The organism is Nocardia sp. NPDC102475, assembly GCF_055584605.1.
Genome location: NZ_JBVJLS010000013.1, coordinates 102520 through 116701, shown reverse-complemented (window position 1 = coordinate 116701; position 14182 = coordinate 102520). Strand labels below are relative to the sequence as shown.

Here is a 14182-nt window from a genome sequence, read left to right as displayed (position 1 = left end):
GGTTGCTCCGCTTTAGCTTTGGGTCGGCGAACAATATCGGATGGGTACGGTGCGTTAACGAGCAGAAGTTTTTGCCACGGGTAGCCCCCGCTGGGTTAGCCTTCGCTGATGGCGGATACACCGGCAAGACCCGTACTCGATGACATCGATCGCCTGCTGATTCGTGAACTGATGGCCGATGGTCGCGCCACCCTGTCGAATCTGGCCGAAAAGGCGAGCTTATCGGTCTCGGCGGTGCAGTCGCGGGTCCGCAGACTAGAGGCGCGCGGGGTGATCCGTGGCTATGCCGCGCATGTCGATCCCGAGGCGCTCGGGCAACTGTTGTCGGCATTCGTCGCCATCACTCCTCTCGACCCCTCGCAACCTGATGACGCGCCTGCCGTGCTGCAACATATCCCGGGGATCGAGGCATGCCACTCGGTGGCCGGCGACGAGAGCTACGTGTTGCTGGTGCGGGTGGCTTCTCCTCGGCACCTCGAGCAGTTGCTGCAGGAGATCAGGGCGACCGCCAACGTGCGAACTCGAAGCACCATCATTTTGCAGACATTCTACGACAGGTAGCCATCTGGCCGTAATTACTCCGTTATTTCGTAGAACTTTCGTAAAGATTTACGTACCCTACGGGTGTGACCATCGAACTGGAGCGCACCCGCGCGGGGAGTGGCATTGCACCGGTCACCCCCGCCTCCCGGGTACACGAGATCCTGTCGGCACACATCCTCGCCGACGGATTCGACCTGGTGCTGGATCTACGGAAATCCCGTGGCTGCCTGATCGTCGATGAACGAGACGGCAGCTCCTACCTCGACATGTTCGGCTTCTTCGCCTCGAATGCCCTCGGCATGAACCATCCCGCCCTGGCCGAGGACGAAGAGTTCCGCGCCGAACTGAGCGTCGCGGCACTCAACAAGCCGAGCAACTCCGATATCTACACCGTCGAGATGGCCCGCTTCGTCGAAACTTTCGTGCGGGTGCTTGGCGATACCCGGCTACCGCACCTGTTCTTCATCGACGGCGGCGGACCGGCGGTGGAGAACGCGCTCAAGGTCGCGTTCGACTGGAAGAGCAGGCATAACGAATCCCACGGGCGCGCACCGGAACTCGGCGCCAAGGTGCTGCATCTGACCGGAGCGTTCCACGGCCGCACCGGTTACACCATGTCGCTGACCAACACCGACCCGGTGAAGACCGCCCGCTTCCCCAAGTTCGATTGGCCGCGCATCGACGCGCCGTTCCTGGCCAACGGTGTCGATATCGCCGCCGCCGAAGCACACGCGCTCGACCAGGCCCGCCGCGCCTTCGCCGAAAACCCGCACGACATAGCATGTTTCATCGCCGAACCGATCCAGGGCGAAGGCGGCGACCGGCATATGCGCCCGGAATTCCTGCAGGCCGTGCAGCGGCTCTGTCACGAGAACGACGCACTGTTCATCCTCGACGAAGTGCAGACCGGCGTCGGCATGACCGGAACCACCTGGGCCTACCAACAACTCGGGCTCGAGCCCGATGTTGTCGCGTTCGGCAAGAAGACCCAGGTCTGCGGCATTATGGCGGGCGGGCGCGTGGACGAGGTGCCCGACAACGTCTTCGTGGTCAGTTCTCGGATCAATTCCACCTGGGGCGGCAATCTCACCGACATGGTGCGGACCCGGCGCATCCTCGAGGTGTTCGAGCGCGATGAGCTGATCGAGCGGTCACGGCCGCTCGGCGCGCACCTGCTGCGGCGTCTGGAACAGCTTGCGGCCGACCATCCTCGGGTTACCGAACCGCGCGGACGCGGCTTGATGTGTGCCATCACGCTGGCCTCGGCCGAACTGCGGGACGAGGTGCTGACCGCGCTGCGGGAACGCGAGCATGTGCTGATTCTCGGCACCGGCGAACGCGGCATCCGGTTCCGGCCGCCGCTCACCGTTACCGAATCGGAGCTGGATGCCGTGGTCGATGCGCTCGATCGGGTGCTCAACGACGCCGGATAGTTATCCGACCGCAAACGGAATTTCGACTGTCCGAGTACGCATTTCCGGATGATTCGGGCAATCCGTCGCGCACCCGGCGGCGATTGCGGTGGAATCTGGGCGCCAGCGCCTAGGCTTCGCACCCATGTCATCTCGTCTTCACCACCTCCTGGCACGGTGCAGCGCGTGAACCGACAGCGCAATCACCGAACCTGCGCACCACTGCTCGCCTCGCTGACCGTCCTCGTGACGGTCGCGGGGTGCGCCCAGAGCGAGGCCGGATCGGTGGGTGTGCCGACTCCGCCGCCCACCACGGTCACCGCCCCGACCAGCGCGGCACCGCCGCATCTGGAGAATCTGCTACCCGGCATGCCGCCGCCGTTGTCGCCGACCGACGTCTATGCCGCGAACCGGGAGTTGAGCCCGGCGGTGGCCGATCATCGGCCCCTGGTCTACGTGCCGAACAGCGAATCGCATTCGGTTTCGGTGATCGACCCGGCAACCTTCCAGGTGATCGACAATTTCCCGGCCGGTGGTCGGGAACCCCAGCATGTGGTGCCGTCCTATGACATGCAGACGCTGTATGTCACCAATGATCTGCCGATCGGCGGGGGCACCCTGCTGCCGATCGATCCGCGTACCGGCAAACCCGGCGAGCCCTTCCCGGTGCGCGACCCCTACAACATGTACTACACGCCGGATGGCCAATACGCGCTGGTCGTCGCCGAGGCGGATAAGTCGCTGGACTTCTATGATCCGCACACCTGGCAGAAGGTGCACGCCCTCGCGGTGCCCGACTGCGCGGGCGTGGACCATATGGACTTCACCGCCGACGGTCGATTCGCCCTGGTCAGTTGTGAATTCATCGGCCGTATGCTGGTTTTCGATGTGGCCGAGCGCGAGGTGGTCAAGATGATCGACCTGCCGGGCGGTCGTGGTGGCATGCCGCAGGACGTGAAGCTGTCCCCGGACGGGCGCACCTTCTTCATCGCCGATATGGTCGCAGACGGTATCTACACCATTGACGCATCATCCTGGGAGAACACAGGTTTCGTGCCGACCGGCAAAGGTACACACGGCCTGTATATCACTCGCGACTCCAAACAGATGCTCGTCACCAACCGGCGCGAGGGCAGCATCTCCGTTTGGGATTTCGCCGCAAATGCCCTGGTGCACAAGTGGTTCATACCGGGTGGCGGCAGTCCTGATATGGGCAACCTCTCCGCGGACGGCCGCGTTTTCTGGGTATCGGGCCGAAACCACGGTGAGGTGTACGCCATCGATATCGAGAACTGGAACCTGTTGGCGCGCATACCCGTTGGGCGTGGGGCGCACGGACTCACCATCTGGCCGCAGCCGGGCCGCTACTCCACCGGACATACAGGTGTGATGCGCTGAGCCGACGTCCGGCTCAAGGGAATCGGAGGCCGAGGCCGCCTTCTACGAAGCGGCGGACCGCGGTGGTGCCGGTTTCGAGGGCGGGCTCGTAACCCGGGCGGGCCCAGCCGGTGAGTTCGGCGGTGTCGTCGGCACCGGGCGTCACGACGATTTCGGCGACCAGTTCGGCGGTGGTGGGTTCGCAGACGGCCCAGGAGAAGTGGGATTCGTCATCCCACTGCTCGGTGCGGAGGGTGACGTAGTTCGGATCGGTGATGCCGCCCTCGGCGAGGGCGGGGCGGTCATCGATGCGATCGTCGGCGCGCAGGGCACGCAGGTACCAGGTGCCCGCATTGATTTCGACGGGCTCCATCAGTCCTCCAGTTCCCTGCGGCGGCGACGGTCGCGCGGGCGGCGACGTTGGTGCTCGTGCCGACCGCCGAACAGCAGTGCGCCCGCGAGCGGGATGGCGAGGAACCAGAGCCAGCTGCCGGTGACGAAGAAGAGGATGACGGCGAGGATCGGGATCACCGCCATCGCCCGCTCCGGCCACTCGGCGATGAACCCGGAGTCGCGCTTGGCGGGCGCCGCGGCGACGGGGGCGGGTTCGGGCAGGTCGACGAAGACTTTCTCCAGGTCGCCGCGGGTCAGCGCGGCGGCGACCACGGCACTGCGCTCGTCGAACTCCGCAACGCTGAGCCGCCCGGCGGCGAAATGATCGGACAGGCGCTGCATCGCTTGCTCACGCTCCGCGGTGCCGATGCGAATCTCGGGCAGGTCACTCATAACAGCAAGGCTAGCGGCTTCTACTGAACGCTCCCGCGCTACCGCATCGACGTCGTGCTCGTCGAATTTCGCGACGCCGAGCGGGCCGGTTGCGTCATGATCGCCTCTGCCGCCGGAATCGATTCGCGGATTCTGTAATGCCGGTGCGGATTTCGGGTAGCTAAAAGGCGAACGGAAGGTAGTAGGAGGTTCGACATGGGCAAGACGTGGTTCGGCCACTACCGCCTCGATCGGTTGCTCGGCACCGGTGGGACCGGGCAGGTTTGGCTCGCCCGGGACACCGTCGCCGACCGCACCGTCGCCCTGAAGGTGCTGGCCTGCTCGCACGCCGCGGATCCGACCTGCCGACTGCGGTTCACCAGGGAGGCCCGGCTGGCGGCCCAGGCCCCGGGACCGCACCGGGTTCCGATCCACGCCTTCGGCGAACTCGACGGCCGCCTCTATATCGATATGGAGTTCATCGAGGGCACCGATGTCAGCGCACTGCTGCGGGACGCCGGGCCGCTGGATCCGGCGCGCGCCGTGGCGATCACCGCGCAGACCGCGATGGCGCTCGACGCCATGCACCGGGTCGGCCTGGTGCACCGCGACGTCAAACCGTCCAACATCATGGTGGGCCCGACCGGGTTCGTCCATCTGATCGACTTCGGCATCGCACATCGCATTGATCAGCCCGCGATCACGGCCCACGGCAATGTGGTCGGCACCCTGGCATATATGGCACCGGAACGCTTCGACGGTGTCGCCGACGCGCCCGCGGACCAATACTCACTGGCCTGCGTGCTGTACGAATGTCTCACCGGCCAAAGACCGTTCGGCAATGTCGACTCCCCACAGCAACTGCGCGCCCACCTGCTGACCGCCCCACCCAGCGCCACCACCCTGAATCCCCACGTGCCCGCGACCCTGGACGTCGTCATCACCCGCGCCATGGCCAAGGATCCAAGCCAACGCTATTCCAGCGCAGGCGAATTCGCCTGCGCGGCGTATGCCGCGGTGACCGGCCGCGAGGCCTCGACAGTCGAGATCGCCGCGGAAACCGTGCCGACAAACTATGGCCTGCCCGAGCCATGGCGTGCGGCCGAGCTCGGCGCCGGTGCCGGGCCACGCGTCGCCGAGTCTGCCGGTGAGCCGATGCGGGCCGGCGGAGTCGAGCGGATGCAGGTCGCCGAGGCTGCCGCTTCCTCGATGCGGGCCTTTGGGTTCGCAGGGGAACAGATGCGAGATGTTGGGTCTGCGCGTGTTGCGATGCAGGGCGGCCCGTCCGAGGGCGCGGAGATTCGGGCCGCTCAGATGCGGGCCACAGAGCGCGAAGGAGCGGGGATCGAGGATGCCGGGTCTGCGCGTGAGTCGATGCGGGGCGGCCCGTCCGAAGGCGTGAGGATGCCGGAGGCACAGCCTGTGCCGCAGCCGATGTGGGCCGGTGAGGCCGGAGGTGCCGGGATGGCGGATGTCGGGGCGGCGTGGGGCGGCGGGGCCGTGGGTACTGGGATGCAAGGCACCGGATCGGTGTCCGAGCCGACGTGGGTCGCCGGGTCTTCGGCCAGGTCGATGCGCGGCGGTGGGGCCGCGGGTGCGGGAATGCGTGATGTTGGTGGTGTGCGTGATTCCGTGTGGGGCGGCCGGTCTGGGGGACAGCCGGTGCGGGGCGGTGCGGCCGCAGCTGAGCGGACACGGGATGTCGGGACTTCGGGTGAGTCGACGTGGGTTGGGGATGTGGGGGAGTCGGGGCGAGATGTCGAGTTGTGGGGTGAGGGCGGGTGGGGAGTTGGTCCGGGGCATGCGGCTGTTGCTATTGCTGCGTTGGTTGCTGTGATCGGGTTGGCGCTGTGGTTGGGGCGGCCGGGGGGCGAAACGAGTTCCGCGGCACCGTCGTCTGGCAGGATTACGCCTACTGTTCCCGCATCGTTGGTGCCGCCCGAGTCGGCGCAGGCGGCGTCGCCGAATGTGGTGATTCCGGGTGTGGGGCAGCTGTGCAATCCGGATATCGACGGCATTACTACTGCTGCCGACGGAACACCGCTCGCATGTCGAACTGTAGGTAGTGGCAATGCGAATTGGGTTCCCGCGCAGCCCTTCGGCGAGATACCCGAACAGCAGTCGGAGCCCACGATCGTTGGCAATGGAAATCCGCATGTGGACAACTCGGCCAATGGCGACTCGGGCAACGACAAGCCGGACAAGGGCAAGCCTGGACATGGCGGCCGCGCCAAGCCAGGCAAGTAAAGCAGTGGCGAGTGCGCACCTCGGCAGTTGCGGCAGTCGTGCGCCGCTCGGTGAGTAGGACTACGTAGGGGAGCTCACACTGTTCGAGGATGGGTGGCGGGGCTAGGGTCGGGGATAGTTTCGGGCGATGCGGTTTCGATCGGGTTGCCGCCCCACTCCGCAATGGCGCGGCTACCTGCCTCGTCCCAGTGATGGAGGTCAGTGATGGGGGAACAGTTCGGGAAATACCGGCTCGACCGTTTGCTTGGGCGGGGCGGTATGGGGGCGGTATGGCTGGCGCATGACGGCGAAACCGGGCGCACGGTCGCGCTGAAGGTGTTGGCGGAGCAGGTGGCCGCCGATGCGGACTATCGAAAGCGGTTCCAGCGGGAGGCGCGGCTCGGATCGAGTCTGCGACATCCGCATATCGTGCCGATTCACGGTTTCGGGGAACTCGACGGCCGGTTGTACATCGATATGGAGTACATCGATGGCATCGACCTGGCCGAAATGCTGACCAGGGTGGGCACTTTGACACCCACCGCGGCCGTCGACTTCGTGACGCAGGCGGCCTCGGGTCTGGATGCGGCGCATCGAGCCGGGCTGATCCACCGTGACGTCAAACCGTCCAACATCCTGGTCGGCACCGGTGGGCATGCATATCTCATCGACTTCGGCATCGCGCAGAGCCTGGGCCAGACGGCCGTCACCGCCACCGGCATGGCCATCGGCAGCTGGGCCTATATGGCGCCGGAACGTTTCAACGGCACCGTCGACGCCCGCTCCGACGTCTACTCCCTGGCCTGCGTCCTCTACGAATGCCTGACCGGCCGCCGCCCATACGGCGACACCGACCCGGCCCGCCAGATGCACGGCCACCTGATGACCGACCCGCCCCGCGTATCAACCGTGAACCCCGCTGTCCCACCGGAATTGGACGCGGTAATCGCCCGTGGCATGGCCAAGGACCAGACCCACCGCTATCCCACCGCCCGCGAATTCGCCGCCGCCGCCTACACAGCCACCGCCTTCGCGCGCCTCCCACACCCCGCACCGCATTCATCGACGCCCGCCTCGGATCAGCGTTCGAGACCCAAGTTGCCGACTCCATCAGCCCGGCCACCAGCTGTGCCCTCCGCGCAGCCTCCGGGCCTGGACGTACCGCGGCCGCACGCGTCGCAATCGGCTTCATCGCAGCCTGCGCTCCCGGATGCGCCGTCGCAGTCGCGTACGCCGCAGTCGGCAGAGGCACCGCAGCCGCGACGGCTGACAGCAGATGTTCAGCCGACACCCACGCGGGTGGAGACGCACCCGCCAACGCGCGCGCAGACGCAGGCGCCGCTATCGCGGACGGCGCCACCGCAACCGCCACTTCCGGATGCGCCGTCGGCCACGCCGTTACCTGAGACGCGACGGCTTGTAGCGGATGAGCAGCCGACACCGCCGCGAGTGAAGTCGCAACCGCCGCCGCAGGTGGAGGCGCACCCGCCGACCCGAGTGGAGACGTATCCGCCGACACGGGCACACACGCCCGCGCCGACACTGGTCGAGGCACCCGCGCCGACTCCAGCGGCAGAATCCCCGGCGCCACCGCTCGAGTCGCCGAAGACGCTCAATCCCACCAAGGTCCTGCCCGAGCCCGGCCCGACGCCGACACTGGTAGCAACCCGATTGGCGCCGCCACCAGCGGGACCTGCCGCACCTCCGCACTCATCGTGGTCACCGAATCGTGCCGCGGTCCAACCGCCGGTCATCCGCCCGCCAACTCCAGCCAAACGAGCTGCACCACAACCGAAGCGGGCTCCGCTTGCCCCTCGCTGGTCGGTCTCACAGCGCCGCCCATGGATCGCGCCCCCGCCACGCAAGTATCAGCGTCGGCGCCGTAAGTCCTTCCTGTCCAGGCTGGTCGGTGCACTCGTCGTCATGTTCCTGACCCCGTTCATGCTGGCTGCGGGCTGTGCCGCGCTGATCGCCTTCGGCAATACCGGCAGCGGCGGCGGTACGCGCACGGCCGATCCATCGGTTGCGGTACGCGACGGCGATACCGCGCAATCAGCCGAGCCGCCGGCGCCGGTATCCGCGGGTTTGAACAGCCCGGTGCGCGACGGCAAGTTCGAATTCGTGGTCACCTCGGTGGATTCCGGTGTCCCGCGGATCGGATTGCAGAGTGCGAGCGGTTCCTACTCCGTGGTCACGGTCGCGGTCCGCAATATCTCCGATGAGCCGAAGTGGTTCCTGCCCGTCGGGCAACGTCTCGTGGACACTCAGGGCCGCCAGGTCGACCACAACGCGATCGCGACCATGTGGCAGACCACCCAGCGCCGCTACGGCTATTCGTTCGAACTCCAGCCCGGCCAATCGGCCACCACCCAGCTGGTCTTCGATGTCGCGCAGGACGCCACCCCGAGTCGGCTCGAACTACACGACTTCATGCTCTCCAACGGCGCCACCGTCGAGCTGAACTAGCGCGGCCAGGGACGCATGCACGGCTTGCCGTCCGATCGTCAATGCCTCGTAGAGCAGCGCGGTATCGCGCGCGGCGCTGTCCACATCCGGGGAGCCGACGGGCGGGTGGATTTGCAGAGCCGCGTCCCCGAGACCCGCCAGGAAGTTGTCCTCGACGGCCTGCTGATGGGGCCGCTGCAGCCAGGCGCGGTATGCCCCCGGTGCCCTGACGCGCAGATAGCTACCCCCGACGACCTGGTGCAGCCGGGGCGCGGGTGGGCGTTTTTCATCGGTGCGTCGCGTGCGCAGCACCAAGGCGTGCGTCGCGCCGTCGCGCACCGCGGTGCGGATCGGCACCGTTTCGGACAGCCCGCCGTCGAGGTATTCGGCACCGCCCAGCGCCACCGGCGGACCCGCGAGAATCGGCAGCCCCGCCGAGGCCCGCAGCGCGGTCATCAGCGTGGGCTTGTCGACGATGTGCCGACGCAGATCGACCGCGTGCCCGGTGCGGATATCGGTGCCGATCGGATGAAAGGTGGTGCTATTGGCCAGAATTGCCGGAAAATCCATCGGCTCGATGCCGTCGTAGACCTCGTTCACCAGGTAGTCCAGATCGAAGGCGGGGCGCCCGCGCAGCAGCCGGGCCGGATCGACCGCGCGCCGCATGATCACCGGATCGGTCCAGGCCCGCATGCCCGACAGCGCCCGCCCGCACAAGAACCAGGCCGCGTTGATCGCGCCTGCCGAAGTGCCGTATACGGCATCGAAAACCGTGGCGAGCCCGAGCTCCTCGAGCGCCTGCACCATCCCACTGGAGTAGACGCCGCGGCTGCCACCACCCTCGACGACCAAGGCGAGGCGGTATCCGTCGGCGCGGCTGGCTGATTCACGTCGGCCGCGGATGACCTCCGCGACGGTGGGCACGACGGCAGAGCTGGTCACCGATCCACGATACGACAGAGCGGGCGCGGACGTCGTTGTCCAGCGCCCGCTCCGAGACGGTCTTCGCCAGCTGTTTACTTGATCTCTGCCAGCACGGTGCCCTGGGTGATGGCCGCGCCCGCCTCCACGGACAGCCCGGTGACCACACCGGCCTTGTGCGCGTTGACCGGATTCTCCATCTTCATGGCCTCGAGCACCACGATCAGATCGCCCGCCTCGACCGACTGGCCCTCTTCGACCGCGACCTTGACCACGGTGCCCTGCATCGGCGCGGTGACCGCGTCACCGGAGGCCGCGCCGCCACCGGCGCCGCCACGCTTGCGCGGCTTGGGCTTCTTGCGGATCACCCCGGCGCCATTGCTGCCCGCACCCGCGGCACCGGCGCCGACGGTGAAGTTGCCCGGCAGCGACACCTCGACCCGACGCCCACCGACCTCGACGACGACCTTCTGCCGCGGCAGATCCTCGTCCTCGTCAGCGGCGGCACCGGCCGGGGTATACGGCTCGACGGTGTTGACCCACTCGTTCTCGATCCACTTGGTGTAGACGTCGAACTTCTCGCCGTCACCGATGAACGCCGGATCCTCGACGATCGCGCGGTGGAACGGGATGACCGTCGCCAGCCCCTCGACGTGGAATTCGGCCAGCGCGCGCCGGGCCCGCTGCAGCGCCTGCTCCCGGTTCTCGCCGGTGACGATCAGCTTGGCCAGCATCGAGTCGAACTGACCGCCGATCACACTGCCTTGCACCACACCGGAATCCACGCGTACACCGGGGCCGCTGGGCTCCTCGTACACCGACACCGGACCGGGCGCGGGCAGGAAGCCGCGGCCGGCGTCCTCGCCGTTGATCCGGAACTCGAAGGCGTGCCCGCGCGGCGTCGGATCCTCTTTGATCGCCAGCTCATGTCCCTCGGCGATGCGGAACTGCTGACGCACCAGGTCGATTCCGGCGGTCTCCTCGGTGACCGGGTGCTCGACCTGCAGGCGGGTGTTGACCTCGAGGAACGACACGGTGTCGCCCTGCACCAGGTACTCCACGGTGCCCGCACCGTAGTAACCGGCCTCCTTGCAGATGGCCTTGGCCGAGGCGTGGATACGCGCGCGCTGATCATCGGTCAGGAACGGCGCGGGCGCCTCCTCGACCAGCTTCTGGAACCGGCGCTGCAGCGAGCAGTCGCGGGTACCGGCGACGACGACATTGCCGTGCTTGTCGGCGATGACCTGCGCCTCGACGTGGCGGGCCTTGTCCAGGTACTGCTCGACGAAGCATTCACCGCGACCGAACGCCGCGGTGGCCTCGCGGACGGCGGAGTCGAACAGCTCCGGAATCTCCTCGATGGTGTGCGCGACCTTCATACCGCGACCGCCACCACCGAAGGCGGCCTTGATCGCGACCGGCACGCCGTACTCCTTGGCGAACTCCACCACCTCGGCCGCGTTCTTGACCGGATCCTTGGTGCCCGCCGCCATCGGTGCCTTCGCGCGCTCGGCGATGTGACGCGCGGTGACCTTGTCACCGAGGTCGCGGATGGACTGCGGGGAGGGGCCGATCCAGATCAGCCCGGCGTCGATGACAGCCTGGGCGAAGTCGGCGTTCTCGGAAAGGAATCCGTAGCCGGGGTGGATGGCGTCGGCGCCGGACTTGGCCGCGGCGTCGAGGATCTTGTCGAAGACGAGGTACGACTCGGCCGAGGTCTGCCCGCCGAGGGCGAACGCCTCGTCGGCGAGTTTCACGAAGGGGGCATCGGCATCCGGCTCCGCGTACACCGCGACGCTGCCGATACCGGCATCCTTAGCCGCCCGGATCACGCGAACGGCGATCTCGCCTCGGTTAGCTACGAGTACCTTCGATATCCGCGCGCTGGCATGGCTGGGCACTGAGCCTCCTGTTAGCAATCTTCTTGGTCGCCCCGTGGTCGACATACTTCCGTCTCGGGCGAGTGTAGGCAGTCTGCCAACAACCGCCGCACTCGGATAGCCCTACTCCGCAGTAGGTCACACATCACAATGGGCCTTCGGTTGTGATGCGCCCAGATCACGGCTATCGGGCGCGCGCCTTGCGGGTACCGGCCGTCGGTGCGTCACCCGGTTCATACCCCTTGGCAATCGGCATGCGAACCGAGTTGCCCCATTCGGTCCAGGACCCGTCGTAATTGCGCACGCTTTCGAACCCGAGCAGATAGGTCAGCACGAACCAGGTGTGGCTGGACCGCTCGCCGACCCGGCTGTAGACGACCAGATCGTCCGCGACCGCCAGCGCGCCATAGATATCGTCCAATTCGGCGCGGGAACGGAAGCGCCCGTCGCTGTGGAAGGCCTCGGTCCACGGAATGTTGGTCGCGGTCGGAATATGTCCGCCGCGCAGCGCCGCGTCCTCGGGATTGGCCGGCGGCTGAATCAGCTCACCGGAGTACTCCTCGGGGGAGCGCACGTCGATCAGCGGCTTGCCGAGGTGGGCGAGCACATCCTCGCGGAACGCCCGCACCGAACTGTCATCGCGCCCGACCGCCGGATATTCGCTGCGCGGCAGGTAGGGCGGGTCGAAGGTGGTGTCGCGCACCTCGGAGATCCACGCGTCCCGTCCGCCGTCGAGCAGTCGCACATCCGGATGCCCGAACAGGGTGAAGACCCAGAACGTGTGCGCGGCCTGCGCGTTGCCGCGATCGCCGTAGATCACCACGGTATCGTCGCGCTCGATTCCCTTGGCGCGCATCAACTCGGTGAACCGCGCACCGTCGATATAGTCACGCGTAACCGGATCGTTGAGGTCGCCCCGCCAATCGACCTTGGTGGCGCCTGGAACGTGGCCGATGTCATAGAGCAGGATGTCTTCGTTGGACTCGATGATCTTCAGTCCCGGCGTGCCGATGTTTGCCGACAGCCACTCTGTGGTTACTAGTCGGTGAGGATGTGCGTACGAACCGAAGGCTGGATGAGAGTCCGGGGCAACGGGCACGATATGGGTCCTTCACACGAGGTAGACGGGTGGTTACAGCGGTCCGGGTCTCACGCCGATGTTAGGTGTGAGGCGTTAGTGAAACTCGTTTCAGATCACAAATCGGCTGAATGGGCGAATAAATCGCACCCTCATCCGATAAAGTCTCCCGGGAGGAGGGGTGAGCTATGTCCGATTCTTGGCCGAGGCGTCGACTGCTCGCGATCCTACGTGGCGCCAGCGAACCTCTCGACGCCCAAGAACTGGCCAGAATCACCGGACAGCACGTCACCACTGTTCGGTTCCATCTGGATGTGCTTACCAGGGAATCGCTGGTGCGGCAGTTCCAACAACCACCGCGCGGCCGTGGGCGCCCGCGCATCGGCTACAGCGCGGTGCAGCGATCGGTTGGTTATCAGGACCTGGCCCAGGTCCTGGCCGATCAGCTCGGCCCCGATCCACGGCGTCGCTCCGAGGCGGCCATTGCCGCCGGACGTGCCTGGGGCGCCAAACTCGACGCGGGCGACCATGCGGTCGAATCGCTGGAGGACGCCAAGGACGTCACCATGACGCTGATGTCCGAACTGGGTTTCGCGCCGGAGCGTGACGCGGCCGCCGAAACCGATCAGCAGGTCCTGATCCGGCTCACCGCCTGCCCGCTGCGCGAACTCGCGCGCACCCATTCCGAGGTGGTGTGCGGCGTGCACCTGGGCTTGATCAAAGAGGTGCTCGACCGGAACGGCGTGCGCGGTGAGGTGAATGTCCGGCTGCAACCGTTCGTCGAGCCGGAGCTCTGCGTGGCTCGATTGGAACTCATGGCACGGCGGGAGCCGGAGCGCGACGCGACACCGGTGCCGATCGGCGCGGAAGCCGGGGCGGAGGCGCGGATCGCGCCGCCGTCAGCTGGGCGAGTGGCGCCACAGCTGCGCAATTCCGACCCCAATGTCGCCAAGCAGTCGGCGCAGCAGTGGTAGTCCGATCCCGATAACGCTCGACGGGTCGCCATCGATGCGATCGACGAACCAACCGCCCATGCCATCGAGTGTGAATGCACCGGCGACCTGCAAGGGCTCGCCGGTCGCGATATAGGCGTCCAGCTCCTCGGGTTCGGGCTTGGCGAAATGCACTGTGGTGGAACTGCAGTCGACGGATTCGGCGACGATTTCGCCGTCGCGCATGCGCAGGACACAGTGGCCGGTAATGAGATCCGCACTGCGCCCGGCCATTTCGGCCCAGCGGGCCCGTGCGACCTCGGGCGTATGCGGCTTGCCCTGGAGTTCGCCGTCGACGAGCAGCATTGAATCACAGCCGACCACAACGCAATCCGCAGCGAATTCCGGAATCGTGGCGGCCACCGACTGTGCCTTGGCTCGTGCGAGCTCTACCACGACGACTTCGGGCGCTGTGCCGGGCGGCAGTGCCGCGGCAACGGCGTCCTCGTCGACATCGGAGATCCGGACGACGGGTTCGATGCCCGCCGAGCGCAGTACCGCGCGGCGGGCGGGCGATGCGGAGGCGAGAACGAGTCTCGTCAT

At 66.8% G+C, this 14182-nt stretch carries 12 protein-coding genes; 6 read left to right on the top strand and 6 right to left on the bottom strand.

All coding sequences use genetic code 11. The features are described 5' to 3' along the window. The first annotated feature begins 108 nt into the window (after positions 1–108). The 3 genes from ACZ60G_RS23700 (at position 109) to ACZ60G_RS23690 (ending at position 3353) form a co-directional block, all read left to right on the top strand. On the top strand, positions 109–561 hold the full coding sequence (locus ACZ60G_RS23700) for an Lrp/AsnC family transcriptional regulator (RefSeq protein WP_357460356.1): 453 nt from the start codon (positions 109–111) through the stop codon (positions 559–561). Between the two features lie 65 nt (positions 562–626). Next, positions 627–1976, top strand: coding sequence for an L-lysine 6-transaminase (gene lat / locus ACZ60G_RS23695; protein ID WP_465812318.1), 1350 nt, complete (start codon positions 627–629; stop codon positions 1974–1976). A gap of 165 nt (positions 1977–2141) precedes the next feature. Next, a complete protein-coding gene (locus ACZ60G_RS23690) occupies positions 2142–3353 on the top strand; it encodes a YVTN family beta-propeller repeat protein (RefSeq protein ID WP_465812316.1) in 1212 nt (403 codons plus the stop codon). Between the two features lie 13 nt (positions 3354–3366). Here the strand turns inward: ACZ60G_RS23690 and ACZ60G_RS23685 are convergent, their stop codons facing one another. Further along, positions 3367–3705: a hypothetical protein gene (locus tag ACZ60G_RS23685; protein WP_465812314.1), complete on the bottom strand. Its 339-nt coding sequence runs from the start codon at positions 3703–3705 to the stop codon at positions 3367–3369. After that, positions 3705–4118, bottom strand: coding sequence for a DUF1707 SHOCT-like domain-containing protein (locus ACZ60G_RS23680; protein WP_465812312.1), 414 nt, complete (start codon positions 4116–4118; stop codon positions 3705–3707). Before ACZ60G_RS23680 ends, ACZ60G_RS23685 begins: the two co-directional genes overlap by 1 nt. A gap of 195 nt (positions 4119–4313) precedes the next feature. Between ACZ60G_RS23680 and ACZ60G_RS23675 the strand changes: the two genes are divergently transcribed. Both ACZ60G_RS23675 and ACZ60G_RS23670 read left to right on the top strand, forming a co-directional pair. After that, positions 4314–6344 (top strand): serine/threonine-protein kinase, encoded by a 2031-nt coding sequence (locus tag ACZ60G_RS23675; RefSeq protein WP_465812311.1) that lies wholly within the window; start codon positions 4314–4316, stop codon positions 6342–6344. A gap of 204 nt (positions 6345–6548) precedes the next feature. Beyond that, positions 6549–8789 (top strand): serine/threonine-protein kinase, encoded by a 2241-nt coding sequence (locus tag ACZ60G_RS23670; RefSeq protein WP_465812310.1) that lies wholly within the window; start codon positions 6549–6551, stop codon positions 8787–8789. On the opposite strand, the gene ACZ60G_RS23665 is transcribed toward ACZ60G_RS23670, so the two are convergent. The 3 genes from ACZ60G_RS23665 to ACZ60G_RS23655 all read right to left on the bottom strand — a co-directional run bounded on the left by ACZ60G_RS23665 (position 8742) and on the right by ACZ60G_RS23655 (position 12668). Further along, positions 8742–9710, bottom strand: coding sequence for a patatin-like phospholipase family protein (locus ACZ60G_RS23665; RefSeq protein ID WP_465812308.1), 969 nt, complete (start codon positions 9708–9710; stop codon positions 8742–8744). The two genes, ACZ60G_RS23670 and ACZ60G_RS23665, sit on opposite strands and share 48 nt — an antisense overlap. 74 nt (positions 9711–9784) lie before the next feature. Beyond that, positions 9785–11590, bottom strand: coding sequence for an acetyl/propionyl/methylcrotonyl-CoA carboxylase subunit alpha (locus ACZ60G_RS23660; protein WP_465812306.1), 1806 nt, complete (start codon positions 11588–11590; stop codon positions 9785–9787). A gap of 163 nt (positions 11591–11753) precedes the next feature. Then, positions 11754–12668, bottom strand: coding sequence for a sulfurtransferase (locus ACZ60G_RS23655; RefSeq protein WP_465812304.1), 915 nt, complete (start codon positions 12666–12668; stop codon positions 11754–11756). A gap of 167 nt (positions 12669–12835) precedes the next feature. Between ACZ60G_RS23655 and ACZ60G_RS23650 the strand changes: the two genes are divergently transcribed. Continuing rightward, positions 12836–13621 carry a helix-turn-helix transcriptional regulator gene (locus ACZ60G_RS23650; RefSeq protein ID WP_465812302.1) on the top strand — a complete coding sequence of 262 codons (786 nt, stop codon included), beginning with the start codon at positions 12836–12838 and terminating at the stop codon, positions 13619–13621. On the opposite strand, the gene ACZ60G_RS23645 is transcribed toward ACZ60G_RS23650, so the two are convergent. Further along, positions 13547–14182 carry a Maf family protein gene (locus ACZ60G_RS23645; protein WP_465812300.1) on the bottom strand — a complete coding sequence of 212 codons (636 nt, stop codon included), beginning with the start codon at positions 14180–14182 and terminating at the stop codon, positions 13547–13549. The two genes, ACZ60G_RS23650 and ACZ60G_RS23645, sit on opposite strands and share 75 nt — an antisense overlap.

Excerpts from the sequence above, each read along its gene's own strand:
- ACZ60G_RS23700 (WP_357460356.1), top strand. The coding sequence starts at position 109 with ATGGCGGATACACCGGCAAGACCCGTACTCGATGACATCGATCGCCTG.
- ACZ60G_RS23685 (WP_465812314.1), bottom strand. The coding sequence starts at position 3,705 with ATGGAGCCCGTCGAAATCAATGCGGGCACCTGGTACCTGCGTGCCCTG.
- ACZ60G_RS23680 (WP_465812312.1), bottom strand. The coding sequence starts at position 4,118 with ATGAGTGACCTGCCCGAGATTCGCATCGGCACCGCGGAGCGTGAGCAA.
- ACZ60G_RS23675 (WP_465812311.1), top strand. The coding sequence starts at position 4,314 with ATGGGCAAGACGTGGTTCGGCCACTACCGCCTCGATCGGTTGCTCGGC.
- ACZ60G_RS23670 (WP_465812310.1), top strand. The coding sequence starts at position 6,549 with ATGGGGGAACAGTTCGGGAAATACCGGCTCGACCGTTTGCTTGGGCGG.
- ACZ60G_RS23650 (WP_465812302.1), top strand. The coding sequence starts at position 12,836 with ATGTCCGATTCTTGGCCGAGGCGTCGACTGCTCGCGATCCTACGTGGC.
- ACZ60G_RS23645 (WP_465812300.1), bottom strand. The coding sequence starts at position 14,182 with ATGACGAGACTCGTTCTCGCCTCCGCATCGCCCGCCCGCCGCGCGGTA.